The following is a 26,905-nucleotide window of genomic DNA, read 5'->3' on the forward strand; positions in this document are numbered from 1 at the left end:
CTTTAGTTTTTAAGGTATTTGCCGGTGATGAAATTAAACAATTCAATGTGTTCTTCGCTAATGGAGCCGTCTTTTATCATTAAGGGCAGGTCGGTAAGTTTAAACCAGGCCAGGTCGGCAATATCATCCTGGGCCTTTGGCTCACCGCCAATAAAATCGCAGCTAAACAGCAGGGTAATGATCTTATCGGCCTCGCTGCGGTAGCGCCAGTCGTTTATTTTGGCTGATGTTTCGTACTGCATAGCGGTGGTTTGCATTTCCCCGCATTCTTCGGCAAGCTCGCGTTCGGCGGCATCTTCGTAGCAGCCATCTTCCGGATCAGAGAAGCCACCTACAAAACGCCATTTATTGTTGATGGCCTTTTTGCCAAGAAGGATTTCGCTGCGGTTATTCCTGAACAGTGCGACATCAACAGTAGGGTATACCTTTGGGTACTGGTTATAGTAAGCATACAGGATACCTGCACGAAAATCATTGGAATCGAAAACTTTATCGGCGTATTGTTTACGCAGTTCGGTGGCGTTATAGTCGCCATGTTCGGGAAGCTCGATGGTTTCAAATTTGCCGCTGTAGTAGGGGATAAAGCTGTCGCGGCTACCGTACAAACAAAACTGCTCAGCATTGAAAACACTTTTTAACAAATTGTCCAGATTATCCGACCAAATTTTATCGCTCGGATTATCGCTGATGGGCAGTACCACAATTTCAGGATAATCTTTTTTGATCATCTTTTCACGCGTGTAATAGTCGTAAGGGTTTTTGCGACTGCCTTTTATGGGGCTAACACCCAGTAATATAATCAGTTTGGCATGATTTTGCTTAACCTGTGCTATCAGTTGCTTGTGACCCTCATGCAGGTACGGCGTTTGAAAGCGTGCTATAATTACTCCTGTTTTCATCTCTATTTTGCGTTAATTGTACACAAATATAAATATGTGTTTTTAATACGCAAATTATTTTTTGATTTTTTTTAGAGAAAGGGAGCGGCTTGAGTATCTCGGGGACTTTATACAAAGTTTTTTGATTCTTGAAGCGAATAAAAACATGTCATTGCGAGGAGCGAAATGGGAATGAGCATCGGCGTGACGTGGCAATCGTATGCTATACAGAGCGGTTCTGCTTCCGTGCGATTGCCGCGCTACGCTTATAATGACGTGAATTTAAGTTATTGATTATCAATGGTAATTTTTTAACACGTCATCACATTTTTTTTCGGGTTCTTACCTGATGGTTACTCGCAATGACATAAAGGCTGGTCGATCTCTCCAACCCGGGATGGTGGATACAGAATTATATCTCGAAACTAATCCCCTCTTTTTGCAGCTGGTAATACTTTTCCTCATTAAAACGGAAAAGGTTACCCGGGCGGCCAGCACCTTCGAGGGCTTGTTTTTCGGTGGTTTCTTCGAGGAAGCCGTATTTGGTGATCTTCTTTTTAAAGTTACGGCGGTCGATAGGGCGGTCGAGTACCGCGAGGTAGAGTTTTTCGAGCTCGGAAAAGGGGAACTTTTCTTCGAGCAGTTCGAAGCCCACGGGTTGATAAAGCATTTTGCTTTTAAGGCGCTCGCGTGCTACGCTGATGATAGTAGTATGATCAAACGCCAGGGCGGGAAGCTTTTTGATATTGAACCAGTTTACATCGCTGGCATCGGTAGCAGCTTTAACAACAAAGGCATCCGGCCGCACAAGGCCGTAATAAGTTATGGAGATCACCCTGTTGCGCGGATCGCGGCCCGGCTGGCCAAAGCTGTATAATTGTTCCAGGTAGGTGATGTTTACACCGGTTTCTTCCCGCAGTTCGCGCTGAATAGCTTCCTCTAATGATTCATGATCAGCCACTAAACCGCCCGGCAATGCCCAGCTGTTTTTAAAAGGTTCGATATTGCGTTTTATGAGCAGTACGGACAACCCTTCTTTCGAGGTATATCCAAATACTACAGCATCAACGGCAACCTTTATATTTTGGGCGACTGGCATAATACAAAGGTAGAGATTGGGAAACGGCGGGGCAAGGGTTTATAAATAAATCAGTCATACAAAGTCAGGGTATCAAATGCCATTTTTTGATATTTAAATGCAGAATTATGCATGGCGGTGTTTGATCTCCTTATACCCCGACATCGGGAAGGTAACCCACTGTTAAGGTTTAGGTAATATCTTATTTATGATAATATGTTTATATGTATTATATGATGAGATATACAGCTTGATCTCTAACCAAAAACCTCTAATCTCTCACATCAATCATTCATTTCGTTCATTATTCATTCATCGTTCACTTTGTTCATAACCGTTCATTATCAATAAAAAACGGCTTTTGTGAGGTAACTTTCGGTCAAATTAGTAGCACATAAATTTTGCCCTGATCATTGAGCTGCTTATTATTTCTACTTATGGAACTGATAGCTTTATCATGATTATTGGCATTTTAATAAAATGTTGATATGGATAAATTGGACCTTTTAGCCGACAAGTTGGATTTCGTATATAAGAAGGAGGAAACTCCCGGCGATGTCCGAAGCCTTGTTGCCATTTGCCTCAATTACTGGTACCTTTTCTGTATTGGTATAGCAGTATGCATTCTCGCCACTTTTGTGTACATCCAGTACGAGCCAAGTAAATGGAATGTATCCAGCAAAATTATTGTTGAGGATGAAAAAAACTCGCCAACCAAAGCGCTTACCAACGGTGTAAATGCTGATCTTGCCTCCCTGTTTGATATCAAGAGCAATGCCGATAACGAGGTTAAGGTGCTGAAATCGCGCAGTCTCTTAAAAAGGGTAGTTTACTTGCTCGATCTTAATATCCATATTTATGATAACAATGGCTTTAATGGCTTTCGGGAAACAGAATTGTTTGATGAAACTCCTTTTAAAGTTAGTATAGGTTATAAAACCGATAAGCTGAAGCTGGCCAATTACACCCTTGAGGTATTAAATAACAACACATTCAGGCTGGTAAACGATAAAGACTCTGAAACTATTACCGGTGTATTTGATAAGCCTGTAAGTTTACGTCAATATAACCTCACTTTCCACAAAACGCAATACTTTAAACCCGAAGGCGAATACAAGATCAAGGTTCAAACGCCTAAGCAGATTGAAAAAGAGCTGGATGAAAACCTGGGTGTTGGTCTGGATGATAAGCAGGCTACCGTTATTGACCTTAACCTGAGTTATAATAACCCGGAACGCGGTCGGATAATTCTTCAGAAACTGATGGATGTATATCTGCAAAACAACCTGGCCAACAAGATCCGGATTGCCGATAGCACAATGAAGTTTATTGATAAACGCCTGGTAGTTGTTGGGGCCGAATTGGGTAAGGTTGAAAAGAACCTGGAGCAATACAAGGTTAAAAATAAGATTTCGGATATCAACGCGCAATCAAAGGCTTTGATTGAGGGGGCTAACTCGTATCAAAGTAAACTGAATGATAACGAGGTACAGCTGGCTATTGCCAATGATCTTTATAAATATGTAAACGATGCAGGCAACCCGCAGGTGGTACCAAGTTCTTTAATTACCAAGGATATGGCTTTCGGTACCGCTATAAACGGTTATAATGAAATGCTGCTGCGCAAAGAACAATTACGGATGACGCTTACCGATAACAGCATGATCATCAAAAATCTTGATCAGCAAATTGAATTGGCCCGCCAGGCATTGGTAACCAGCCTCAGCAATTATCGCAATAGTCTGCAGGTATCGCAATCGGCATTTAAAAAGCAAAACGCCACCATTGAAGATAAAATTACCAATGCGCCTGCAAAAGAACGGATCTACCTGGATTATGCCCGTGAGCAAAGCCTTAAACAGGATCTGTACCTGTTCCTGCTGCAAAAACGCGAAGAAACTGCTATTTCCCAAACGGCTACACTTTCAAGCTGCCGCATTTTAGATGATGCCGATGCCGATGAGAAACCCTTTGCGCCAAAAAAATCGCTGCTTTACCTTATTGGTGCAATTGCCGGGATTTGTATCCCAGCGGCGGGACTTAGCATAAAAGAATTGCTGAATACACGCATCAATACTAAGGCTGATATCGATAAGCATACAAGTGTGCCTTTATTTGGCGAGATAAGCCGCGGCGATAAGCGTTCAAAACCATTGGTTTATAATGACTCCCGCTCGGCTGTGGCCGAAGAGATCAGGGCGCTCCGAACCAGTTTAAAGTACGTTACTGATAACAAAAAAGGTTCAAACGTGATCATGTTTACTTCAAGTATGAGCGGCGAAGGCAAATCATTTATCTCGCTTAATCTTGGTAACTCCATAGCCCTTACCGGCAAAAAGGTGGTGTTGCTTGAACTTGATCTGCGTAAGCCCAAACTGCTTAAAAATATAGGCGGCATTAAAGATGAATACGGGTTTACCAATTACGTGATCTCGCCCGAAGGATGTGCCGATTGCCTTGCTAAGCCTTTTGAAAATAACCCAAATTTCTTCTACATATCGTCGGGGCCGGTGCCGCCTAACCCGGCTGAGTTGCTGATGGATGAAAGGCTGAAAACGCTTATCGAAGATCTTAAGAAAAAGTTTGATTATGTGATCATTGATACTGCGCCGGTGGGGTTGGTATCTGATGCGCTCATTATTGAGGAGTTTGTTGATGTTACCTTTTACGTAGTTCGGCAAAACTATACGCTCAAAACACAGCTGGGTATTGTAAATGATCTGCACCGTACCAAAAAAGCCAAACATATGTACCTCATAGTTAATGATATTGAGATGCGTACCAATACCATTACGGGTTACGGCCACGGTTACGGAAGTTATGGCTACGGATCGCCTTATGATGATAGCAGTAGTAAGGTGGCAGACTGGCTAAGGAAAATAAAAATGAACGTTTGGTAGCATTGTCTTCTTAATCTGCTTTAAATCCCCCTTAAATCATTTTATGTTGCAAGTATTAACAGTTGGTATAAACCGGTTTTTTAACAAAGGCCACGAGCGCTCGGTAAAAGCGCGAAAAAATATTTTTCGCTCAATAGTGCTGAAGGGCGGCAGCGTAGTTATAACGCTGGTTATGATCCCGCTTACAATCAGGTATATAAACCCTACACAATATGGCATTTGGCTTACGTTGAGTTCGCTGATAACCTGGGCTGCTTTATTTGATATGGGATTGGGTAATGGCCTTAAAAACAAATTGGCTCAGGCTATAGCATTAAACGAACCGGAGAGAGGGCGTATTTACGTGAGCTCAACCTATGCCATTATGTGTGTCATAGCTGTGCTTATGTTCGCGGTTTTCTACTTTGTTAATCCCTACATCAGGTGGACAGGTATTTTAAATGTGCCTGATGATGGCAGTGGTTACCTGAACAAAGTTGTACTGATCATATTCGGTTTTTTTTGCTTTCAGTTTATAGTACAGCTCATTAATACTGTGCTGGCGGCTAACCAGGAGCCAGCCAAAACAGCACAACTGAATTTTGTTGGGCAGGTGCTTTCGCTACTGGCCATATTGATATTGATGAAATTGGTGCCAGGTTCGTTAACCTGGCTGGTGATGGTGATGGCGGGTGTGCCTTTATTGGTACTGCTTGGGGGAAGCATACTAATGTACAGAGGCGATTACAGGTCACTGGCACCCGCCATCAGCGTAGTAAATTTAAAAAGCGCCAGGCAAATGTTTGGCGTTGGGAGTACATTTTTTATTATCCAGATCTGCGCATTGGTAATGTACGAGTCGGATAATATTGTCATTACCCAATTGTTTGGCCCCAAAGAGGTTACCACATTTAATATCGCCTATAAACTATTTTCGGTGGTGCTGATGTTTTTTGTAGTGGTGATTACACCTTTCTGGAGTGCATTTACGGAAGCTTATACTAAAAATGAGTACGAATGGATAAAAAATACCCTCGCTAAAATAAATAAGCTTTGGCTGGGCCTCAGTTTATGCACAATTGTGCTCACTGCATTATCTCCCTGGCTGTATGATGTATGGGTTGGTAAAAGCATTTCAATGCCGTTTAGTCTTTCAATAGCCATGTGCATTTACATCATTACACTTATTTGGCAGGCTATTCATGTGCAGTTTTTAAATGGTATAGGTAAAATCAAGTTGCAGCTGTATTTGGGGATAGCGACCTCGATAGTTAATATCCCGCTCTCAATTTTATTGGGCAGGCTGATGGGGGTAGCCGGTATCCCATTGGCCAATGCTATCGTTTTTGTGGTTATGGGTATAGTTTTTTCAACTCAAACCAATAAAATCATTAACCGTACGGCAACAGGTGTATTTAACAGGTAAGGGCATGACAATAACATACATTATCAGAAAGTTTTACCGGGCCTTGAGGGTTGTATATTTTGAATCGGCCCGTATGTATTCGCATATAGTTACATCTTTCAAATTTCGTCTTAACGGAGTTGAATTTAACAAGGATTTCACCGGTTACGGAATTCCTATTTTAGATGTTAAACTTAAAGGGAAATTCACCATAGGCAAAAAGTTTTGGTTTAACAGCGGTAAGTACCACGCCATGGGTGGACGGCAGCAGCAATGTTATTTTGTAGTGGCAGATGGTGCCGAACTAAGCATTGGCGATTATGTGGGCTGCACCTCGGTAGCGTTCATTTGTCACGATAAAATCAAGATCGGGAACCATGTAAAAATAGGCATCAATACAGTGATCTATGATACTGATTTCCATTCGCTGTATGCCGAAGCGCGTAATGACATTCCTGAACGGTTAGATGGATTGCGCACTAAACCGGTTATCATTAAAGACGGTGCCTTTATAGGAGGGCATACCACTATATTAAAAGGGGTAACTATCGGTGAAAACGCTATAGTAGGGGCAGGGTCTGTAGTTTTTCAGAGTATACCTGATGAACAGATCTGGGCAGGGAACCCGGCAGTTTATGTACGTGATACCTATAAAATGGAGTTGGAAACATGCAGCAGGTAAGTCAAACGGTTTATGCTCTTTTATTTTTGGTGATGGTGCTGGCATCGTTTTTTCATATGCAGGCACCGGTGCTTGGCCTTGCCTTGTTAATTATTTTACCGCCGGTAAAACACCAGTTTGCTGCTATAAAAATGGCGGCCTTGTTTGCTGTTTTATTTGTACCGGCTATGCTGGGACTGATAGCCGGCTATCAAAATAGTACCTATCTTATTTTAAAGGATTTTTATTATTTCTCTATCCCGGTATTGTTTGTGACCGCCGGAATTGTATTGTCGCGCCGGATTGACGTTGAACTGTTTTTAAAAACAATCATAATAGCAGGCGTACTCATTTCATTCCTGGTTACGGGCGTCTCCGTATCCTATATGGGCTTAGGTTCATTAACTGATCCTTATTCGGCTCATTACGCTATAGGCATTGTTGGTACACCTGCACCACCCCTGGCTTTTGCCTGTTTGTTATTTAGCTGGAAATTTAACATCAGGTTGTTTCGCAGGGCTTTATTCAGGCTGTTTTTAGGTATCAATGCGTTTGGCATTTACATGTTTGCTTCACGCACCTATCTCATTATCACATTGTGTTTTGTAATGCTGCTTGTTGTTGACAAGATCAGAAAAGTATGGATATTCCCGGTTATATTTTTGCTGGGGCTGTTAGTTATCGTAGTGCCGTTCATTACCGTCAGTGTAAACTCTGATAGCACTTTCATTAATAAAATAATGGGATCGTTTAACGAGGTAAGTATAGGTAATTATAATACCGAGCAGGACATTAATCTCCGTTATCGTGGCTATGAATCGTTTATGGCTTTGCGGGGGTATCTCTCGGGCGGCATGCGCGATTGGATTTTTGGCGGCCTTGGCAAGCTTATCGACCTTAAAACCTTTGTACGGCTTGGCGAGGATACTGATTTTCAGTATATCCCGGTACTTCATAACGGTTGGCTGTACATATTGGTAAAAACGGGTGCCGTAGGTGTTTTGGTTTATATGACCATATTTTTTGGTCTTATAGTAACTAAATGGAAGCTGTATGCCGATGCTAAGAGCAAACCCATAATTCGTATGTTTTCGGCTTTTATTATAGGCTCTGTTTTGAGTTTGCTGCTCACTAACTATATAGTTACAGCATTTTTTAATATGGAGATGAGCATTGTAATGGTAACACTTGGCTACAGTTATCTCAATTTACATGTATTGCTGCACCAGTTTAAAGCAAGACAACAACAACAGCAACAACAAATGAGCACGGAGCTTGCCGGTTTAAATATTTATTAGGGATGGGTATGGAACAAGGACACAAGTATGAAAAAGTAACGATTATAACTGTTGTTTATAATGCAGTAAATACAATTGAAGGCACCATATTGAGTGTCATAAACCAAACATATAAAAATCTGCAGTATATTATTATCGATGGCGGATCGACCGATGGCACACTGAATATCATCGAGAAATATCAAAACAGGATTGACCTGTTTGTAAGCGAGCCTGATAATGGCATTGGGGATGGTTTTAATAAGGGTATATCAATGGCCACCGGCGAATGGATAGGCATGATCAATGCCGACGACTGGTATGCTGTGGATGCCGTAGAAAACATCATGAAGGGCATATCGAATGACGATTTTGTGTGCTGCGGAAATATACGTTTAATTGGCGCTAATGGTATTGAGCGCGATAAAAAAAGCAAGGTGAGCTGGCTCAATTTTGGCATGTACATTATGCACCCAAGTTGCTTTGTAAGGCGTTCGGTTTACATGCAGGTAGGTCAATATGATATCGGCCTAAGGATAGCTATGGATTTTGATATGTTTTTAAGGATCAAACGCTTTGGTTATCACATCAGGCATGTCGACAAAATAGTGGCATATATGCGTATGGGCGGCGTTAGTAACGATACCGTTAAAATGCACCGTGAAGAATTAAGGGTGATGAAGAGGCATTTGCGTGGGGTTGATTACCTGTTGTCGTGGGCATTTAATTATCTTAACAGGTTACGCTGGCGGTATTTTTATAAAGATCCGCTCCGGGAACCAATAAACTTACAGTCGTAGCGTATGAAAAGAAATATACTGATATCATCATACGCAATATCGCCTGTTAAAGGTTCGGAATTTGGTTCGGCCTGGAATACGGTCATCAACCTGGCTACTCAACATGAACTTTGGGTTTTATACGGCATATCTGATGCCCACATGGGCGATACGCAAACTATGCGAAGTTTTTTAAAGGAAAACAGCATTCCCAATGTGCATTTTATTGAAGTACAACCAGGTTTTATAGCTAATGCCATTAACCTTTTAAATAAGGCAGGCTTCGGCTGGTTTTTTTATTTTGCTTATTATTTGTGGCAAAAAAATGCTTTAAAGCAAGCGCAAAAGCTTTTACAATCTGTAAATATTGATGTAGTACATCAACTCGGTCCAATAGGTTACCGCGAACCCGGTTTTTTATGGAAGCTCGGAAAGCCTATGGTTTGGGGGCCTATAGGAGGGATGATGGTTATTGATAAGCGATTATTAAAAAATAAGCCATTAGCTACACGAATTAAGTTTAATCTTAAAAATATTATAAACCGCCTACAGCTTGGATATTCATTGCGCATTAAAAAGGCATTTGAACAAGCTGATGTATTGATAGCTGCTACAAGGGCGGGGCAGCAGACCATCATGAATAGGTTTAACCGCGATAGTCATTATCTGCCTGATACAAGTTTTGTGAGCACGATCTCGCTCAACGAAGCTAAATTCAAAAATGAGAACCTGCAGTTTGTATGGAGTGGTTCACACATTGAGCGGAAAAACCTTGAGTTGTGCATTGATGCATTCGCCTCCATTCAAAACCGTAGCTGGACGTTGAATATTTTGGGTTCGGGGCCGCTTACCGGCAGGCTTAAAAGTAAAGCAGCAGCGTTAGGGTTAACTAATAATATTATATGGCACGGACAGCTAAGCAGAACTGATGCCGTTAAGGTGATGGCAGGGGCACACCTGCATATCATTACCAGCATAGCGGAGGATAACCCGGCCGTGGTTTTTGAGGCCATGAGCTGCGGCGTTCCTTCGCTTACTATTGATCATCATGGTATGAGCGACGTGATTTGCCATAAGTGCGGCATTAAAATACCGGTTGGTGAACATTGGGCAATGGTGAAGGGTATAGCAGCAAAGCTTAACGAGCTATTGGATAACCCACAGTTGTTAAAGGATCTGGGCAAAACCACCATCATTTGCGCCGAAACTTTTAAATGGGATAAAAGGCTCGAAACTTTGAATAGCATTTATGACAAAGCCATCGAATTGCGCGAGCAAAGCGAGAGTTACGTGGTATCAAATGAAAACTTAGTTGCCTGGTGATATGAATAGCAAGGGATCGAAAATACGGTTGGGGATTGATGCAAAATGGTATTTTGATGGTCCGCCGAGTGGCCACATGGTTGTTAAAAACCTGGTGAATGAAATTGTTTGTGCAGGTGACGACCGTTTTGAATTATGCCTTTTTTTAACAAGCAAAAATAGGATTGAGGCTAAAGCTCTTTTCCCTGCACACGTAAAGCTGATATTTTTGCCGTCTGTCCCTAACTTATTATCAAATCTGTTACTGTTGCCCTTAATGGCATTGCTATATGATATAGATGCAGTACTATTTCAGAATTTTGGCAGTAGATGGCCATCAAAGGCTTTGAAGATAGCATACATTCATGATGTGTTATTTCTTGATTACCCTCAGTACTACACCAGGGCCGAAGTTGCCTATTTTAAGCAGATGATCCGTTTTGCAGCCAATGCCGATCAGATCATCACCATATCCAATTGCGAAAAAGAGCGAATGCAGAAACACGATGTAACAGCGCCGCTTGGTATCAGTGTAGTTTATCATGGTGTTAACAAATCCTTTAAGCCCCTGCATGCTTACAGCGAAGATGATATTAAAGCTCTTGAAGAGAAATATAATTTGCCTCAAACTTACCTGCTTTATGTTGGGAGGGTAAATATCCGCAAAAACCTTATTGGGTTAGTTAAGGCATTGAACCTGCTGAAAGATTTTGATCTTAAACTGGTTATAGCCGGAGAGCGTGGCAGCTACCCTGAGCTGGACGAATACATAGCTGCAAGACAACTTGATAGGCATATAGTTTTTATCGGGCATGTACCTGAGGCCGATCTGTACTTGCTTTATGCGCGTGCCAAGGTATTTTGTTTCCCATCGTACGCCGAAGGTTTTGGTTTACCACCGATTGAGGCCATGCAATGCGGGGTACCGGTTGTGGTTTCAGACAGGACTTCTATGCCCGAGGTTTGCGGAGCCGCGGCGCTGTACGCCAACCCGGATGATGAAAGTGAAATTGCCCTTGAAATAGAATTGCTTTTAAATGACCCGGTTTTGTACAACGAAAAAGTAGATCAGTGCCTTGCACTGGCGCGTAAATTTTCATGGACAAAAGCCGCTAACGAAATATTAACCTTAATTACTGAAGCTCATGGTAGAGAAAATTATTCGGAAGCTCAAGCGCAACCCCGATTATAAATGGGAAAGCAAGTATAACCCCAGAGACATGGGGGTGATACTATCAGGCAGGCTTAGTCAGATATTGCGGGGCGGGTGGATGCGTTTGTTCCTGAAACATGTTGAAGGTTTACTATTTGTAGGCCACAACGTTAAAATAAGGCACGCCTACCTTTTTTCGGCAGGTAAAAATTTAATTATTGAGGATAATGTATTTATTAATGCGCTGTCGTATGATGGAATAATAATAAAAGATAATGTATCCATTGCACGTAACTGCACCCTGGTGGGTACCGGGATTATATCCCAAAAAGGCAAGGGTATAAGTATTGGTAATAACACAGGTATAAATGCCGGCGCTTATCTTGGCGGGCAGGGGGGGATTGAAATAGGTGATAATGTGATCATTGGTCCTGGTGTGCAGGTTTTTTCTGAGAATCATAATTTTTCGGATATCAACGTAAATATTAAAGATCAGGGGGTATCCCGCAATGGAGTTATCATTAAAAACGATTGCTGGATAGGGGCAGGGGCTATCATTTTAGCCGGGGTAACCATAGGTAATGGTTGCGTGATTGCCGCCGGAAGCGTGGTGACCCGGTCGGTTGATAATGATTCGGTGGTGGCGGGTGTGCCAGGCAAGGTTTTAAAAAACCGTAAGATAATCAGCGTTGGGAAAGTGGCGTAAAATGATGGATAATTGAATTTTATATAACAATGAACGTAGCCGAAAAAAATATCATAAATATAGTACAGGATGAAGAGCCCGCAGTTGTGGCAATGCCGTTTGATAAATTAAAAGGCTCATTTATTTATATTATCTGCGGCGTTATTGGTCGTTTGCCTTTTCACGCCTTGCGAATATTGGGCTTACGTATCCTGAAAGCAAAAATAGGTAAGCGTACCGGTATTTACCGGGGCTTTGAAGTAAGGCGGCCCCGGTTTTTAACTATTGGCAATAGCTCAGTTGTTGGTCATGGTGCATTGCTTGATGCGCGCTGCGGGTTAACGATAGGTGACAATGTTAATCTGAGTAACGAAGTGATGATCTGGACTTTACATCATGACTATAATGACAGGAATTTTGCGCAAACGGGGGCGCCTGTTATTATTGGTAATTATGCCTGGATCTGTTCGCGGGCAATAATTTTACCCGGGGTAACCATTGGTGAGGGAGCAGTAGTTGCTGCCGGCGCTGTTGTTGCCCGGGATGTTGCCCCTTATACCGTAGTTGGCGGCGTACCTGCTAAACCCATTGCTAAAAGAAACGAACATTTAACGTATGACCTGGGTGATGCCATCATTCCAATTATCTGATTGTTAATATTTCCAGGTAATATTTTCTTTAAGTACCCGCATCGGGTTTCCGCCAAAAATGCTTTTCTCCCCGTTTAATTTTTTGGTAACTAATGATCCGGCTGCAATAATACTTCCGTTTGGTAAGTTGGCACCTTTCAAAATAGTGCAGCGGCAGCCCACCCAAACGTTATCACCAATAACAACTTCTTTCGGCTGGTTAAAAACCTGGCCGTTTTCATCAAAAATATGATGGAAATCAGTATCCATTACCAGGCTTTCCCAGCTAATGCCGCTGTTGTTGCCAATAGTTATTTTCTTTTCGGCCACCAGGGCGCATTCTGTACTCATGTTAAAGTTTTCGCCAAAAATGAGCTGCCCGTTTTCGCCAACATTTATTTTACAGCCGTGCATTATAAAGGCTCGGCCATTAAAAACCACTTCGCCAAAAACCTGCCAAACGCCCCGGGCCCTCTTAAAGTCAGAGATCCCTACTTTACCATAGCCAATTTGCACCAATGCAGTTTTGATGGGGCCGTTTATGATGATCTTTCCCTTGGTTTTGTGGAGGTAAATATTGTTTGAAATTAAAACCGGCAGCTTTATGGCTGTTTTAAAAGGGAAGTATTTGAAATTAAAAATAATGCTTTTAAGGTTAACCCGCGAAAGCAGCTTTAATGTTTTGCTCATTTATAAATAAGATTTAAACGGCTGTGAACTTATTTAAATATCTACATAATTATCCGTTAGTTCTGTCCCGCCCACATAGTAAAATTTAAACTCCCGGCTTCAATTTGAAGTGGGCTAAAGATACATAAAATGTTTATTAAATAATAATTGTATAATAGTATTATTTGTGAATTATTATTTTATTGCCATTTGTTTTGTTCATATCTATTCATCCCGTTCATTCTGTTCATATACCCTTAAAAGGCATCAAAATTGCGTTTTTGTGCGTAATATTAGTCATTCGTTAGTTTTAAAGCTGGTTTTATAACAGTTATTAAAGTTAATGTATTTAAAATTAATATTTATATAATATCAAAATTTTGGCTTATGAGGATTGCTATTATTGGAACCAGAGGTATCCCCAATCATTACGGTGGTTTTGAACAATGTGCCGAATATTTATCGGTAGGTTTAGCGAAAAAGGGGTATGAAGTTGTAGTTTACAACTCACATAATCATCCCTACCAACAAAAAGAATGGAATGGCGTGGAAATACGGCATTGTTATGATCCGGAATGTAAGCTGGGTACTGTTGGCCAGTTTTTTTATGATCTCAATTGTATCAGGGATCTGCGGAAAAGCAATTTTGATATCATACTGCAATTAGGTTATACCAGCAGCTCGGTTTGGTCATGGCTTTTTCCGCGTAATACGGTTGTGACTACCAATATGGATGGGCTGGAGTGGAAGCGGGCAAAATACTCAAAGCCTGTTCAGCGCTTTTTACATTTTGCCGAAAAACTTGCCGTAAAATACAGCGACCACCTGATTGCCGATTCAACCGAGATACAGCGCTATTTAGGAAATAAATATAAAAAAGAGGCAACTTTTATCCCTTACGGTGCAGCGTTATTCGATAATCCAGAACCCGAAATACTACAGGAGTATGGTATCAAGGCTCATGGATATGATATGCTGATTGCAAGGATGGAGCCCGAAAATAGCGTAGAAACGATACTTGACGGTGTTGTAAGGGCCGATAGGGGAAGACCGTTCCTTGTAGTTGGTAACACGGCCAATGATTTTGGTGAATATCTTAAATTGAAGTTTGCACCATATAGCAAAATAAGGTTTGTGGGTGGCATTTATGATATGGAGAAGCTTAACAACCTGCGTTACTATTCCAATTTGTATTTCCACGGGCACACCGTTGGGGGCACAAACCCTTCATTGCTTGAAGCAATGGCTTCAAACGGTCTTATTTGCTCGCATGACAATAAGTTTAACCGCGCCGTATTGGGCGATGATGCCTTTTATTTTAATACAGCTATGGATGTAGCAGAACACTTACGTGTGGCAAGTAAGAGTGATGGAGCATACGGGCATTTTTTGGCCAATAACACGGGTAAAATCAAAACAATTTATACCTGCGAAAATATAGTGAACCAGTATGCCAGCCATTTCGAAAGCATAAAACTAAGTACTGTGAAAACTCAGCCTGCTGTGCCTGGAAATGTGGAAGTTGCATTATTTCTAAAGAACGCTTAAATAACCCGATTTTATTTTTCCCCCCAATAAAACAATGATCAAACATTATTTCCCCCTGCCGTTAAAATTGACTTTAATGGCATTTTTGCTGCTGTGTTTTTGTAGCTCTTGTTCTTACAAGCAAAATCAGGCTTTCCTTGAAAAGAAAGATGCGGCTTCGCCAATTGCAGGTTTTAAAGGCAATGCCGAAACATATAAGATAAAGCCGCAGGATGTTTTGCAGGTACGTAACCTGCAAAACATTAAATACATTGTTGATGATGTCCCGACGGGGGCCGGTGCTGCCCCCTCATCATCAGGTGGCGGTGCTGCTGCCGTGGGGCAAAGTTATGAAGTGGCCGAAGACGGCTCCGTGGCATTGCCGGTAATTGGGCGGGTAAAGGTTGATGGTTTATCAAGACTGGAAGCCGCCAATAAAATTCAGGACCTGTACGGCAAAAATCTTATCAAAGACCCTATTATTGATGTAAAGATCATTAACCTTAAAGTTACAGTACTTGGTGAGGTGAGGAGGCCCGGCAATTACCCATTAATAAAAGATAACGCCAGTTTGATAGATATGCTTGGCGAAGCAGGCGGCATTACAGATAAAGGGAACGAAAAGCATGTTAAGGTTGTGCGGGGCGGCATTGTTAATCCCGAAATCATCGAACTTGATTTAAGTGATGTAGCCTCATTATCCAGCCCGGCCATGATGATGCAAAACAACGATGTTATATACATTGAACAAAACAAGAAATCTTTACGCAACGAGAAATTGCAGAATTTTTCGACCTTGATACAGCCTATATTGCTGCTGCTTAACTCAGCACTTATTATAACAACGATAAAGTAAGGTCCGTTTCTTAATAAATTGTTTGAGAAGTTTTATGTGAAACGCGTGTGATGCATCTCACATAAAACTTCCCAAACATTGATTGTTGTTAATGGCAATCATTCCTACCCAAACAAATTGTTAGTAAACTCCAGCTTTATCCTTGTTTGAAAATTATCTATCGTTTTAAAAATCTCCTTTAAAGCTACTTTTTCAATTTTAGTTAGTTTATCTGGGTCAATGTAGTTGTCGGGTTCGGTGCGATCCTGGATGATTTGGGAGGCCTGGTTGCGAAGGCGCAGGCCCATTAAAAAGTAATACGACTGCATAAGTTCCTGAACCTCTTTTTCGTTAAATACCTCTTTTTCTTTCAGCGCTTTCAATCGCTCGCCGGTATTAACCTCAAAAATACGGTGACGCAGGGCATACATGCGCACCAGGTCGACAATTGGGGTCATTGATTTTTTGATGTCGAAAACCTCCTGGCTGCCCTTGGTGAACGTTTTAATATTTTTGAAAAAGGTGAGTGGCGGTTCATACTGCAAAGCGTTTTTAGCCATATGGAAAAAGATCTTACCCAATGGCTTTTGCAGTTCTTCGTCTAAAAACTCTTTCAGTTCATCCATAATGCTGGCTTCGCCATACAGGTAACGGCAATCAAAAAAAGTGGAGAACTGGATCACAGTTTCGGGAACAGCTTCGGTCATCCAGCTTTCGTAATTTCGTTTCCAGTGGGAGAGGGAGTGCGTCCATTTAGGGTTTTGGGCCATATAGCCGCCGGTACAAAAGCTAAAGCCTATGTGGTCCAGCTTTTCGGATACCTGCTGCGCAAAGCTCAGAAAATATTCGCGTACCAGTTCGCGGTGTTCATTGGCTTTATCTTCGTAGATGATGGCGTTATCCTGGTCGGTTTTAAAGGTTTGTTCTTTGCGGCCCTCGCTTCCAAGCACCATGAAAACAAATTTGGCCGGTGGTTCCCCCATTACTGCAATTACGTTTTCAATTACTTTTATCGCAATGGTATCTGCAATGGTAGTGATCACCTGGTTCACAATTTCGGCATTTACACCGCGGCCAAGCAACTGGGTAACCATTTGGGGTACCGATTCCCATTTACGTTTAAGTTCCTGAACGGATATGGCCTGTTTTACCGATTGAATAAATACCAGAGGCGATTGCGCCTGCTCGGCCAGTAACTTATTCCTGCTGATGCTGCCTACAAACTCATCGCCGTTTTTAATGAGCAGGTACCGTGTTTTGGTACGGAACATCATTAAAATGGCCTCATATACATAGGCATTGGTACTGATGCAAACAATAGGGTTATCCATCACATTGCCAACGGGCTGTGCCGTATCGGCCTGTTTGGAAACCACGTTATCGCGCAGCGTTATGTCAGTTACATAGCCTACAATGTTGTTTTGCTCGTCCCTGATAAAAATACAGCTCACTTTGTGTTTGGCCATTAGCCGCGCGGCTTCATAAACAGGGGTGCTTTGAGGACAGGAAACTATCTCGCGATATTCAATACTTTCAATCTTGCGCGAATACATTTGTTCGGAAGCTATATAGCTTTCTTCAAAAGTTGCGGGACGCTTGTAAAAATGTGCAAACTCATCATTGAGCATGCGTTTACCAAAGTCGGCCGTAAAGTATTGTACAAAATCCTCATAAGCTTTACATAGCGACCTGAAATCCTTGCGGTGCAGGAAAAACACGGTAGTGCCTTTCCTGGCAATCACGGTACGGATAGACTGCTTGCGGTTAAGCAACACCGAAATACCACCATAACAGTAGCCCGGATGGTGATGTTCCAGCAAACGCTTGTTTTGCTGACTATCGTAAAAAAAGGATTCGTATTCGCCTTCGGCAATAATATCTACGCCGCGCATTTTTGTTACTTCCTGCTGGTAAATAACGGTGTCCTTACTATAACGGATCTCCTGCAGCTGGTCGGCTACTTGTTCAAGTACATCGGCCGGGAGCAGGTTAAAAGGGGATACTTTACTTAAAAATTCAAGACGTTGAACCATATAACCAAAAAGCTATGATGATGATCAAAATTAAAACAATGGCTGCAGGCAAAAGGTATTTTTTTTCGGAGCGGATTTTTTGCAGGTAAACTTCCTGGTGTTCCACGCTATCTGCGGTAATGTCACCGCGTTTCAGCATTTCAAAAAAGCATTCGGCAGTAGCCTCGGCATCTTCAAGGGCGTTGTGCTGCCTGTCTAAGGTTTTGTTAAACAGTACCTCGTATAGCTGGTTTAACCTTAAATATTTAACCTGCGGATTTTGTACCCATTTGGTGGTTGCCAGCATGGTGCAAAAGGTTTTTAAGTTTTGGAGTGGATTAGTAATACCTGTACGGTAAAACTCAACGCCTGCAACATTCAGGTCAAGCTCAATAAAATGCCCTATTACCAGGGGCTGGTATTCCTGCAGGTCATTGGCCAGCATAGTCATTACATCCTTACGCCATTCGCCGTGTTCAACCAGGTATTCCTGCGTGAGGCCGTGAACTGCACGTGCTTTTTTACTTATGGTAAAGTCATTATCCTTAATATAATGATCTTCACGCTTTACCTCCTGCATATTGCTGGTATAAACTATCCATGACACCTGCAGCGCGTAAGGCCAGTTATCATTATCACAATATGGCAGGTCCCACTTTTTGGGCAGGCCGGAGGTTTCGGTATCTATGAATAAAAGGTAATCTTGCACATGCTAAATTTATGAATTTATTTGAATGCCAGATAACAGGCAACAAATTCCCTGCGGAGAAATAATGGTTTAAATGAAAAACACCCACTATGGCGGGTGTTCGTTACTGGTAGAAGTTTAGCGATAGCGTAACTTCGTCCTAAAATGACTTAAGCTTTCAGCTTGAGTTAAACAATCCTTGTTTGGAAGCGGATTGAATAACGGAAGCGATTTACCCCAAACCGGTGAAGCAGAATGCTTCACCGGTTTGGGGGCCAAGTTACGCCGTCGCTAAACTTGAACCAGCTTACGGCGCTGTCAAAGTCTTTCTCTCCACAGTATGCACGCTAAAATAACCCAGTGCACCGCCTTTTATATTGGTTATTGGATTGGCCGGGGCAGCATTGTTGCCATCGCCGTTGGCACTGTTGCTGAGACTGTAAAAGTATTTATAAACGGCCTGGTCAATGCTCATCATCTCGATAGTTACCTGGTTGCCGGGGCGGATGTCCCTTGCCGGGTTATCATTGTCATTGCTGAACCTAAGGTTATTGTTCACTTCCTGCCCGTTTGTAAATTCGTCATCTTCCAGCATAATTGATTCTTCTTTGCGGCCATTTACGTACTGTGTAAAGCGATAATAGTTTTTGGTAGCTGCAGGGTCGTTGTATTGTACAGTTACATATTTGCGCGGGGTGCCGTCTTTGTTATTTATAAGTTCGTCTTTAACCAGGTAAATACTATCTAAAGGAACCGCGGGATGCATTAAACAGCTTGAAGTGAAAGTTTTGCCATCAATATTAACACTTAGCTGATAGGTGTGACCGGGGATACCCGTTATTGTGTTGTTTTGGTAAACGCCGGCACTTGTAGCCGTAAGCGGGTAAACATTATTATTATCGTCGGCAATAGTGACGGTAGCACCGCTGATGCCGTTGAAATCATTATTATCAGTAAAGTTTTTGGTTTGGCTTAATAATACCTTACAGGCACCCGCTTCGTCGGTCAATACTCCTTCAACTACATATTGCGGGGCAGTATCTTTCAGTTTAAGGTCGATGGCCTTTTCGCAACTGCTTAGGGTTGCAGTAAAAAAGATAATGGTTATATATTTTATAGTGCTTTTCATCGGCTTAAAATTTAAAGTTATAGGTTACCGAAGGTACAAAGGTGAATAAAGTGGTACGTACAGCTTCTGTGCGGCTCGCATCCGTCTTGTTATCGCGGAAGAATATGCGATATGCGTTAGGGTTACCGTAAGCATTGTAAAGGCTGAAGGTTAAATCAGATTGAAATTTTGCAGTTTTCTTGAGCTGCTTGGTAGCACCCAGATCTAAGCGGTGGTATGCCGGCATCCTGTCGGCATTGCGGTTGGTGTAATAGTAATAAGTTACGCCGTCAACCTGGTATTTGCCGCTCGGGAAGGTAACGGCATCGCCTGTATAATAAACAAAATTGGCCGAGAATGTCCATTTGTCGCTGGCTTTATACATGGCCACAATGGCTATATCGTGGGTGCGGTCCTGCCGTGCATTGTACCATTGATTATTATTGATGCCATCAATCATCCGTTCGGATTTTGACAGTGTATAGCTGATCCAGCCGGTAAGCCTGCCTGCTTTCTTTTTTAGCAAAAACTCGGCACCATAGGCGCGGCCCTTGCCAAAAAGCAACTGCGTTTCTATAGGCTGGTTAGTGAATACATTGGCTCCGTTGCGGTAATCTATCTGGTTTTGGAGTTTCTTATAATAGCTTTCAACCGTAAATTCATAGTTGTGTTCGTTGAAATCTTTATAATATCCAACGGAAAACTGGTCGGCCAGTTCTGGTTTAATGAGGTTGGTGCTGGCAACCCATTTATCCGTTGGCGAACCCGAATTGGAGTTGGAGATCAAATGCAGGTTTTGCGCGTTCCTGGCATATGATGCTTTGATAGAGCTTACATCGTTTAGCTGGAAAGCTGCCGCAACACGGGGCTCCAGGTTAACATAGGTTTTAACCTCCTGGCCGGAAGTGTAATGTTTTGAACCGACGATGTTGCCGTCGGCATCGATATCATAATAATCGCCCGAGCCCAGTATGGTAAAGGCCGACAGGCGTACACCATAGGTTAAGGTAAAGCGATCTGTTGCCTTCCATGTGTTAGTTACATAGGCTGCGTTTTCAAGGGCATACCTGTTTTGAAGGTTTTGCGATATGATACCTGAGTTGCCCGTAGCCGAAATTTCGCCTGGTTTAATGGTGTGGTAAATGCTGTTGACGCCAAAGCTTATTGTGTTTTTTTGGCCTGCGTACCATTGCATATCTTCTTTAAAGTTAAAGTCGCGTATTTGCGAATAGATATTGAACTCGTTCACGTCCTGCTTGATATTCAGCTTATAGTCATAGTTGCTGTAAATGAGCGAGGTGTTTGAAAACAGTTGGTTATTGAAAATATGGTTCCAGCGTAGGGTGGCCGTGGTATTTCCCCAGTTTATACCGGCTATATCGGCGGCGCTGAGCACATCTTTCCCAAAATATCCCGAAATAAATAAACGGTCTTTATCCCCTAAAACATAATTGGCTTTGGCGTTAATATCATAAAAATAAAGCTGGCTGTTTTTGGCTACACTATCTTTAGATAGCTTTAAAAACGCATCGGCATAAGTTCTCCGGGCCGAGATCAGGAAAGATGATTTACCTTTTTGAATAGGGCCTTCCACATTGATCCGTGCTGCTATAAGGCCAATACCACCGCTTACGCCAAATTTTTGGTTGTTGCCATCATTCATTTTAACATCCAAAACTGATGATAACCTGCCGCCATATTGTGCAGGCATATCGCCTTTATAAATATTCATGTTTTTGATGGCGTCGGAGTTAAAGGTAGAAAAGAAGCCCAGCAGGTGCGATGCGTTGTATACCGGCGCTTCATCAAGCAGGATCAGGTTTTGATCAGTTGCTCCGCCGCGTACAAAAAAGCCGCCGCTGCCTTCCCCGGCCGATTTGATGCCCGGCAGCAATTGGATGGTTTTGATCACATCGCGCTCGCCAAGCAATACGGGAATGTTTTTGGTTTCCTGGATACTGAGGTGCTCAACACCCATTTGCGGGCTGGCAAGGTCGCGGGCACCAGCCGGAGCAGCTTTAATGGTTACTTCCTGCAGTAGTTGTGAATTATCTTCAAGGGCAATATCTACCCTTTGGTTACCGCTGAGTGATACAGGCATTACTATAGTTTTTTGCCCCATAGCGCTAACTGTAATTTCATGATCGCCGGCTGGCAGGGTTATCGAATAAAAGCCATATTCGTTACTTGATGTACCTGCGTTTGCATTAGTAACCCTGATACTTGCGCCAATGATCGTTTCGCCTGTTTGTTTTGATTTAATGGTACCGCTCACCGTGTATTTGCCATCGGTGCCGGCGGACTGCTTTTTTACCTTGCCAGCATCGTATTTAATCAGTACTTCATCATCAAGCAAGCTAAAACTAAAAGGATGCGGTGCAAGCGCTTTACGCAATACGTCACCCAATGGCTGATTTTTTGCGTTGATGCTGATCTTTACCGTGCTTTTGGCAACAGTTTCGTTATAAGTGAATCTTATACCGCTGGCGGCGGTGATCTTATCTAAGGCCTGCTTCAGTGGTTCGTTATTTATACTTATAGTAACGGTTTTATCTAAAGGTCCCTGGGCTTGCACTGTGTTATGTGTTAACATTAAAAGTAACAACATACAAAGTGCCGTTCGGAGGGGTGTTCGCGTTATTTCGCAAATCAGCACGGATACCCATGCCGGTCTGTTGGTTTTCATAAATGCTCTAAATTGTTGATGTGTTTGTTCTCCTTTTTGGGGATGTTTTAAAAATGAAAAAGTTAATTGTTGGGTGGTAAAGGTTGCAGGTAGTAGCTATTATCAAGCTTGCGCCAGCCAAGGTCCATTACGGCGCAAAGTTTGTTCAATGTTTTATCCACCGGCTCATTAGTGTTTATATGCCCATAAAATCCTTTTTGAGCAATACCCGGAGCGAGATTTATGCGGATGCCATATTGGAGCGAAAGGTGATCGGCAATGGTGTTCAGGGGGGTACCGTCATAACTGAACAAGCCGGTGCGCTGTAACAGGAATTTTGAGGCATTTGGATAATCCTGTTTAATCAACGATCTGTTGTTTTTGTTGTAAACAGCCTGTTGATTACGTACCATGATAGCCTGTTTGCTTTTGGGCAGGTTATGTTCCTGTACAGCTACTTTTCCGCTGATGACGGTTACTTCGGATATGATTTGGTCGGGGTAGGCCTTGATGTTGAAACTGGTACCCAGCACAACGGTTTTAAGCTGGCCCGATTGGATCACGAAAGGATGATCTTCATCATGCACAACATCAAAAAATGCCTCACCTTCCAGCTTTACCAGTCGCTCTTTGGTCCTGAACTTATCAGGGTAGCTGATCTTGCTGCCGGGGCTAAGCCAGATCCGGGTACCATCGGGTAAACTGATTTGTTTATGTTTGCCCGGAGCGGTTACCAGTTCAACCTGTTTTGCAGGATCAATTACCTCCAATACCTCGTTTTTGTAAAGTGCTGCAAATGTAACCAGCAATACCACGGCCGCTGCAGCAGCTATGCTTCGCCATAGGGTAATTACCTTACGCGCGGGTTTCCCCGGCGTTTCCATTCGCGCGGTTATCTTACTCAAAATATTTTCCCGCAGCTGTTCGGGATTTTGGTGTTTTGAGGCAGATAACAAAACTTCCTCATCGTTAAAATTGGTATACCATGCGTCGAGCCAGATTTTTTCATCCTGACTGATGGTGCCTTGCATTAACTTATGAGCAAGCTCTTTTACGTTATAGGTATTGTTTGCCATTGTAACTGATCTTTCAACCTTTTGCACATATAGTCATGGACGGATGGAAATACCCTTAGTGGAAAATGAAAAATATTTTTACTGATGGTATTTTATTTTTTTGCGGTGGAAACCGGGGGAAGGTATACCGACCGAAAAATTGTTAATTTTAACTGAACCAAACAAAAACCGATCCATGAGAAAAGTGATCTATGGCATCAACCTGAGTTTAGATGGTTGCTGCGACCACACCAAGTTTGGCGGTGGTAATGATATACTGCAATATTTTACGCAGCTTATGCAGGGTGTTGACCTGATTGTATACGGACGTACCACCTACGAATTAATGGTTCCTTACTGGCCCGATGTTGCAAAAGATCCAAACGCAAGCAAAGCAGACAGTGACTTTGCAAAAACATTTGACGCCATTGATAAAGTTGTTTTTTCACGTACACTAACTGGTACTGGCGAAAAAAATACGAGAATTACTCAAGCCGATCCCGGCGATGAGATCCTCAAACTAAAACAGCAACCTGGAGGTAATATTTCGATAGGCGGTGTAAACCTGCCGCTGCAAATAATAGAACGTGGCCTGGTTGATGAGTTTTATTTTGTTATACATCCGGTAATAGTAGGTGAAGGGAGAGGGTTGCTGGAAGCCAAAGGCTTAAAGGAGAACCTGGGCTTAAAGCTAATAGAATCAAAAATACTTGAATCGGGCTGTATTGCGCTTCATTACTTTAAACAACAGTAGCCGGGCCTAAGGTTAACTAAGTAGTAAAATTAGCACCGGTAAGGAAACACCAAGCGATTGACGTATTGAACTTAATGCCTTTGACATATGCGCCTCAACAGTTTTTTGTGATATACCCAATGCTGACGCTATTTCGGCATAGGTTTTATTTTCGTGACGGCTAAGCAGGAATACGATCCGGCATTTTTCGGGAAGCTGGCCGATGCTGTGGTCAAGCAGTTCGCGAAGTTCTTTCTCCTCCAGCCATTGCATAGTTGTATCCTCTGTTTCGATGGAGGTAAATGCAAGTTCATCCAAATGCTGCTGCTGCCTGTACTGGCGATCAAGATGATTGATCACCTTGTACTTAACCGCTACCGAAAGATAGGTAGCCATGGTATGAGTTAACTTAAGGCTTGCCCGGCGTTGCCAAATGCTCAAAAATACTTCCTGAACTACTTCTTCGGCTTCATGCTCATCATCCAAACGATGATAGGCAACTGCAAAGGTTTTATCCCAATACCGGTTATACAGCTCGGTGAAGGCGTCGCGGTTGTCGCTGGCTATCAGTTGTAATAACTGTTCGTCGGTATTTTTGGATATAGTGGGGATGGGCATGCTTACATTTTTCGGACTGGTGCTGACATTTACTTCAATAGGAATTTCAAAGTTAGAGTTTTAGCCCGGGTAAATGTTACGTGCAGGTTCAATTTTGTAAAACGAAAAAAAGCCAATTATTTAAGCGAAGCTTAAATAATTGGCTTTCCGGATTTAGAAATAAACGAAATATATTATTGACTTTTATTAAGCAGTTGGCTCGGCTTCGGTAGCTTTAGCTTTTTTGCCTGCTGCTTTTACATGGGTAGCTTCTTCAGCTTTTTTCTCTTTTTTAACTTTGGGTTCGGCCGGAACTGCATGTACTTCAGGGCTTAATTTGGCCGACAATGTTTTTGCAAGATTTTTTGCAGCCTTGTCAATCGCTTTTTTTGTTTTTTGAACGTCGGGCCCAAATTCACTTACAATTGCTTCAATCTGAATTACTAATTTTTCTTTTAATTGTTTTTTTAGAGTTTTACGAGCCTGTTTTATAGCAGCCTTATCTTTTATATTTTTCATGTGAGTGGATTAAATCAATTGAAGCGGAGTTTTTTCTGCCGCGCTGCAAAGTTAGGTTAATGTAATGTATTTTTAATATTATGTTTATGTTAACAAATGTTATGAATGTTAATTTTTTATTAATTGATAATCAATGATATTAGTACGGTAGTGCTTATTTATTTTCTTATTTTATAAAGTTGCTGGCCGGTACGGCTTGCACTAATTTTTTGAAAGCCTTTAAGTTAATTCATAACTTAGCCGTTTATTTATCGCCCTAAAACAACATGATCAAAGATTTAAGCGCATTAACACAGGTAGCCGAGTTTCATACCACTTTTAAGCACCCTATAGTTGAAAAACCTGCAATACCCTCAAAAGGACGCAGCGATTTGCGTATCGAGCTTATTGCCGAAGAATTGAAAGAGTTGCAGCAGGCCGTTAATGATAATAATATGGTTGAGGTAGCCGACGCCCTTTGCGATCTGCAATATGTATTATCAGGAGCGGTATTGGAGTTTGGCCTTGGTTCAAAATTTAAGGAACTGTTTGATGAGGTACATCGCTCAAATATGAGCAAGGCATGCAAAACAGTTGAAGAAGCCGAAAAAACCATCGAACATTATAAAAATACGGCCAATACAGATGCATATTATAAAGAGATAGACGGCCTGTACCTGGTTTACCGTACATCTGATCATAAAACATTAAAATCTATCAATTATTCGCCTGCCGATCTGAAAGGTATCGTAGGTTAATTATATATCAAAACACTATTCCATTGTCAGCACAAGAACCCAATCAGCCCGAGGCTAAAACCAATATGCACCCACGTAATAAGCACCGCGAGGGGTATGATTTTAAGGCATTAATAAAAACCACGCCAGCCTTAAGGCAATTTGTGCGTACCAATGAATACGATAATTTTACTATCAATTTTGCCAACCCGGAGGCGGTAAAAACGCTTAACAAGGCATTGTTGCAACATTACTACAGTGTAAACCATTGGGATATCCCCGAAGGCTTTTTGTGCCCGCCTATACCGGGCCGTGCAGATTATATTCACTATGCTGCAGATCTGCTTGCATCTGTTAATGATGGGGTTGTACGCAAAGGCCGGAAAGTACGTGTGCTTGATATCGGAACGGGTGCTAATCTTGTTTACCCTATAGTAGGTTTCAAAGAGTACGGCTGGAACTTTGTGGGTTCCGAGCTCGAACTGGAAGCTATGGCATCGGCACAAAGTATTATTGAGCAAAACAGCCACTTAAAGGTCGCTGTTGAATTAAGGCAGCAAAGTAAAAAGGCCGATATCTTTAAAGGGATCATCAAGCCTGGAGAGTTATTTGATCTTACTATCTGTAACCCACCATTCCATGCTTCGGCTAAAGAAGCGGCTGCCGGTTCGGCCCGTAAATGGGATAACCTGGGTTTAAGGAAAGATAAACAACCTATACTCAATTTCGGAGGCCAAAACACCGAGCTTTGGTATCCTGGCGGTGAAGCAGCTTTTCTGAAGTTGATGGCTGCGCAAAGCAAGGTTTTTGAAAAGCAGGTTTTGTGGTTCACCACGCTTGTCTCTAAGAAGGAGAACCTCCGCATCTTATACAACGCCCTTCAAAAAGAGGGTGTTAAAGATGTGCAAACCATCAACATGTCGCAAGGCCAAAAAGCAAGCCGCATCATGGCCTGGACTTACTTAACGTCGGAGGAACAACAGGCGTGGGGTAAAGCCGACCGTTGATTTATTTGTGATTACGTTGATTTCGCTGATGTTTGAACCTGGATTTGA

General features: G+C 42.2%; 24 protein-coding genes. 14 read left to right on the forward strand and 10 right to left on the reverse strand.

From position 1 onward, the window contains the following. Positions 1 to 2: 2 nt before the first annotated feature. Entirely contained in the window at positions 3 to 899 is an 897-nt protein-coding gene (locus MTO98_RS10210) for an NUDIX domain-containing protein (protein WP_243486552.1), read from the reverse strand. A gap of 391 nt (positions 900 to 1,290) precedes the next feature. After that, positions 1,291 to 1,977, reverse strand: coding sequence for an NUDIX domain-containing protein (locus MTO98_RS10215; protein WP_243486553.1), 687 nt, complete (start codon positions 1,975 to 1,977; stop codon positions 1,291 to 1,293). A gap of 467 nt (positions 1,978 to 2,444) precedes the next feature. On the opposite strand from MTO98_RS10215, the gene MTO98_RS10220 reads away from it, so the two are divergent. The 9 genes from MTO98_RS10220 to MTO98_RS34360 are packed head-to-tail and all read left to right on the forward strand — an operon-like array spanning position 2,445 to position 12,747. Next, positions 2,445 to 4,856 carry a polysaccharide biosynthesis tyrosine autokinase gene (locus tag MTO98_RS10220; protein ID WP_243486554.1) on the forward strand — a complete coding sequence of 804 codons (2,412 nt, stop codon included), beginning with the start codon at positions 2,445 to 2,447 and terminating at the stop codon, positions 4,854 to 4,856. Positions 4,857 to 4,899: 43 nt separating this feature from the next. After that, entirely contained in the window at positions 4,900 to 6,261 is a 1,362-nt protein-coding gene (locus MTO98_RS10225; RefSeq protein ID WP_243486555.1) for a lipopolysaccharide biosynthesis protein, read from the forward strand. Positions 6,262 to 6,265: 4 nt separating this feature from the next. Further along, a complete protein-coding gene (locus MTO98_RS10230) occupies positions 6,266 to 6,922 on the forward strand; it encodes a DapH/DapD/GlmU-related protein (protein WP_243486556.1) in 657 nt (218 codons plus the stop codon). Beyond that, on the forward strand, positions 6,910 to 8,199 hold the full coding sequence (locus MTO98_RS10235) for a hypothetical protein (protein WP_243486557.1): 1,290 nt from the start codon (positions 6,910 to 6,912) through the stop codon (positions 8,197 to 8,199). Before MTO98_RS10230 ends, MTO98_RS10235 begins: the two co-directional genes overlap by 13 nt. An 8-nt stretch (positions 8,200 to 8,207) precedes the next feature. Beyond that, the gene (locus MTO98_RS10240) at positions 8,208 to 8,978 is read left to right on the forward strand and encodes a glycosyltransferase family 2 protein (RefSeq protein ID WP_243486558.1); all 771 of its coding nucleotides are present in this window, start codon (positions 8,208 to 8,210) and stop codon (positions 8,976 to 8,978) included. Between the two features lie 3 nt (positions 8,979 to 8,981). After that, positions 8,982 to 10,280 (forward strand): glycosyltransferase family 4 protein, encoded by a 1,299-nt coding sequence (locus MTO98_RS10245; protein ID WP_243486559.1) that lies wholly within the window; start codon positions 8,982 to 8,984, stop codon positions 10,278 to 10,280. A gap of 1 nt (position 10,281) precedes the next feature. Further along, positions 10,282 to 11,451 (forward strand): glycosyltransferase family 1 protein, encoded by a 1,170-nt coding sequence (locus tag MTO98_RS10250; protein ID WP_243486560.1) that lies wholly within the window; start codon positions 10,282 to 10,284, stop codon positions 11,449 to 11,451. Beyond that, entirely contained in the window at positions 11,405 to 12,118 is a 714-nt protein-coding gene (locus MTO98_RS10255) for a DapH/DapD/GlmU-related protein (RefSeq protein ID WP_243486561.1), read from the forward strand. The genes MTO98_RS10250 and MTO98_RS10255 overlap by 47 nt, the downstream gene beginning before the upstream one ends. A 29-nt stretch (positions 12,119 to 12,147) precedes the next feature. Then, positions 12,148 to 12,747 (forward strand): DapH/DapD/GlmU-related protein, encoded by a 600-nt coding sequence (locus tag MTO98_RS34360; RefSeq protein ID WP_305852743.1) that lies wholly within the window; start codon positions 12,148 to 12,150, stop codon positions 12,745 to 12,747. Positions 12,748 to 12,750: 3 nt separating this feature from the next. Here the strand turns inward: MTO98_RS34360 and MTO98_RS10265 are convergent, their stop codons facing one another. Beyond that, the gene (locus MTO98_RS10265; RefSeq protein ID WP_243486562.1) at positions 12,751 to 13,416 is read right to left on the reverse strand and encodes an acyltransferase; all 666 of its coding nucleotides are present in this window, start codon (positions 13,414 to 13,416) and stop codon (positions 12,751 to 12,753) included. Positions 13,417 to 13,782: 366 nt separating this feature from the next. Here MTO98_RS10265 and MTO98_RS10270 point away from each other — a divergent pair, with 366 nt between their 5' ends. Beyond that, positions 13,783 to 14,943, forward strand: a complete 1,161-nt coding sequence (locus MTO98_RS10270; protein WP_243486563.1) for a DUF1972 domain-containing protein — start codon at positions 13,783 to 13,785, stop codon at positions 14,941 to 14,943. 76 nt (positions 14,944 to 15,019) lie between these two features. After that, complete coding sequence (locus MTO98_RS10275; protein WP_243486564.1) at positions 15,020 to 15,778, forward strand: polysaccharide biosynthesis/export family protein; 759 nt, start codon at positions 15,020 to 15,022, stop codon at positions 15,776 to 15,778. 104 nt (positions 15,779 to 15,882) lie between these two features. Here MTO98_RS10275 and MTO98_RS10280 read toward each other — a convergent pair whose 3' ends face one another. From MTO98_RS10280 to MTO98_RS10300, 5 genes are all read right to left on the reverse strand, one after another. Beyond that, complete coding sequence (locus tag MTO98_RS10280) at positions 15,883 to 17,790, reverse strand: DUF294 nucleotidyltransferase-like domain-containing protein (RefSeq protein WP_243486565.1); 1,908 nt, start codon at positions 17,788 to 17,790, stop codon at positions 15,883 to 15,885. Continuing rightward, positions 17,774 to 18,478 carry a 3'-5' exonuclease gene (locus MTO98_RS10285; RefSeq protein ID WP_243486566.1) on the reverse strand — a complete coding sequence of 235 codons (705 nt, stop codon included), beginning with the start codon at positions 18,476 to 18,478 and terminating at the stop codon, positions 17,774 to 17,776. The genes MTO98_RS10280 and MTO98_RS10285 overlap by 17 nt, the downstream gene beginning before the upstream one ends. Before the next feature lie 286 nt (positions 18,479 to 18,764). After that, positions 18,765 to 19,586 (reverse strand): DUF4249 domain-containing protein, encoded by an 822-nt coding sequence (locus tag MTO98_RS10290; RefSeq protein WP_243486567.1) that lies wholly within the window; start codon positions 19,584 to 19,586, stop codon positions 18,765 to 18,767. Between the two features lie 4 nt (positions 19,587 to 19,590). Continuing rightward, a complete protein-coding gene (locus tag MTO98_RS10295; RefSeq protein ID WP_243486568.1) occupies positions 19,591 to 22,251 on the reverse strand; it encodes a TonB-dependent receptor in 2,661 nt (886 codons plus the stop codon). 62 nt (positions 22,252 to 22,313) lie between these two features. Further along, on the reverse strand, positions 22,314 to 23,306 hold the full coding sequence (locus tag MTO98_RS10300) for a FecR family protein (RefSeq protein ID WP_243486569.1): 993 nt from the start codon (positions 23,304 to 23,306) through the stop codon (positions 22,314 to 22,316). A gap of 175 nt (positions 23,307 to 23,481) precedes the next feature. On the opposite strand from MTO98_RS10300, the gene MTO98_RS10305 reads away from it, so the two are divergent. Beyond that, the gene (locus tag MTO98_RS10305; protein WP_243486570.1) at positions 23,482 to 24,039 is read left to right on the forward strand and encodes a dihydrofolate reductase family protein; all 558 of its coding nucleotides are present in this window, start codon (positions 23,482 to 23,484) and stop codon (positions 24,037 to 24,039) included. Between the two features lie 12 nt (positions 24,040 to 24,051). On the opposite strand, the gene MTO98_RS10310 is transcribed toward MTO98_RS10305, so the two are convergent. Next, positions 24,052 to 24,636, reverse strand: coding sequence for an RNA polymerase sigma factor (locus tag MTO98_RS10310; protein WP_243486571.1), 585 nt, complete (start codon positions 24,634 to 24,636; stop codon positions 24,052 to 24,054). Between the two features lie 186 nt (positions 24,637 to 24,822). Further along, complete coding sequence (locus MTO98_RS10315; protein ID WP_243486572.1) at positions 24,823 to 25,134, reverse strand: hypothetical protein; 312 nt, start codon at positions 25,132 to 25,134, stop codon at positions 24,823 to 24,825. A 266-nt stretch (positions 25,135 to 25,400) separates the two neighbouring features. Here MTO98_RS10315 and MTO98_RS10320 point away from each other — a divergent pair, with 266 nt between their 5' ends. Both MTO98_RS10320 and rlmF read left to right on the forward strand, forming a co-directional pair. Continuing rightward, on the forward strand, positions 25,401 to 25,871 hold the full coding sequence (locus MTO98_RS10320) for a nucleoside triphosphate pyrophosphohydrolase family protein (RefSeq protein ID WP_199719449.1): 471 nt from the start codon (positions 25,401 to 25,403) through the stop codon (positions 25,869 to 25,871). A 23-nt stretch (positions 25,872 to 25,894) separates the two neighbouring features. After that, complete coding sequence (gene rlmF, locus MTO98_RS10325; protein WP_243486573.1) at positions 25,895 to 26,857, forward strand: 23S rRNA (adenine(1618)-N(6))-methyltransferase RlmF; 963 nt, start codon at positions 25,895 to 25,897, stop codon at positions 26,855 to 26,857. The last annotated feature ends 48 nt before the right edge of the window (positions 26,858 to 26,905 follow it).

It is taken from the genome of Mucilaginibacter sp. SMC90, assembly GCF_022811725.1.
Taxonomy (GTDB): domain Bacteria; phylum Bacteroidota; class Bacteroidia; order Sphingobacteriales; family Sphingobacteriaceae; genus Mucilaginibacter.

Bases quoted from the DNA above. Each gene is read 5' to 3' on its own strand.
- MTO98_RS10210 (WP_243486552.1), bottom strand. From the start codon at position 899: ATGAAAACAGGAGTAATTATAGCACGCTTTCAAACGCCGTACCTGCAT.
- MTO98_RS10215 (WP_243486553.1), bottom strand. From the start codon at position 1,977: ATGCCAGTCGCCCAAAATATAAAGGTTGCCGTTGATGCTGTAGTATTT.
- MTO98_RS10220 (WP_243486554.1), top strand. From the start codon at position 2,445: ATGGATAAATTGGACCTTTTAGCCGACAAGTTGGATTTCGTATATAAG.
- MTO98_RS10225 (WP_243486555.1), top strand. From the start codon at position 4,900: ATGTTGCAAGTATTAACAGTTGGTATAAACCGGTTTTTTAACAAAGGC.
- MTO98_RS10230 (WP_243486556.1), top strand. From the start codon at position 6,266: ATGACAATAACATACATTATCAGAAAGTTTTACCGGGCCTTGAGGGTT.
- MTO98_RS10235 (WP_243486557.1), top strand. From the start codon at position 6,910: ATGCAGCAGGTAAGTCAAACGGTTTATGCTCTTTTATTTTTGGTGATG.
- MTO98_RS10240 (WP_243486558.1), top strand. From the start codon at position 8,208: ATGGAACAAGGACACAAGTATGAAAAAGTAACGATTATAACTGTTGTT.
- MTO98_RS10245 (WP_243486559.1), top strand. From the start codon at position 8,982: ATGAAAAGAAATATACTGATATCATCATACGCAATATCGCCTGTTAAA.
- MTO98_RS10250 (WP_243486560.1), top strand. From the start codon at position 10,282: ATGAATAGCAAGGGATCGAAAATACGGTTGGGGATTGATGCAAAATGG.
- MTO98_RS10255 (WP_243486561.1), top strand. From the start codon at position 11,405: ATGGTAGAGAAAATTATTCGGAAGCTCAAGCGCAACCCCGATTATAAA.
- MTO98_RS34360 (WP_305852743.1), top strand. From the start codon at position 12,148: ATGAACGTAGCCGAAAAAAATATCATAAATATAGTACAGGATGAAGAG.
- MTO98_RS10265 (WP_243486562.1), bottom strand. From the start codon at position 13,416: ATGAGCAAAACATTAAAGCTGCTTTCGCGGGTTAACCTTAAAAGCATT.
- MTO98_RS10270 (WP_243486563.1), top strand. From the start codon at position 13,783: ATGAGGATTGCTATTATTGGAACCAGAGGTATCCCCAATCATTACGGT.
- MTO98_RS10275 (WP_243486564.1), top strand. From the start codon at position 15,020: ATGGCATTTTTGCTGCTGTGTTTTTGTAGCTCTTGTTCTTACAAGCAA.
- MTO98_RS10280 (WP_243486565.1), bottom strand. From the start codon at position 17,790: ATGGTTCAACGTCTTGAATTTTTAAGTAAAGTATCCCCTTTTAACCTG.
- MTO98_RS10290 (WP_243486567.1), bottom strand. From the start codon at position 19,586: ATGAAAAGCACTATAAAATATATAACCATTATCTTTTTTACTGCAACC.
- MTO98_RS10295 (WP_243486568.1), bottom strand. From the start codon at position 22,251: ATGAAAACCAACAGACCGGCATGGGTATCCGTGCTGATTTGCGAAATA.
- MTO98_RS10300 (WP_243486569.1), bottom strand. From the start codon at position 23,306: ATGGCAAACAATACCTATAACGTAAAAGAGCTTGCTCATAAGTTAATG.
- MTO98_RS10305 (WP_243486570.1), top strand. From the start codon at position 23,482: ATGAGAAAAGTGATCTATGGCATCAACCTGAGTTTAGATGGTTGCTGC.
- MTO98_RS10310 (WP_243486571.1), bottom strand. From the start codon at position 24,636: ATGCCCATCCCCACTATATCCAAAAATACCGACGAACAGTTATTACAA.
- MTO98_RS10315 (WP_243486572.1), bottom strand. From the start codon at position 25,134: ATGAAAAATATAAAAGATAAGGCTGCTATAAAACAGGCTCGTAAAACT.
- MTO98_RS10320 (WP_199719449.1), top strand. From the start codon at position 25,401: ATGATCAAAGATTTAAGCGCATTAACACAGGTAGCCGAGTTTCATACC.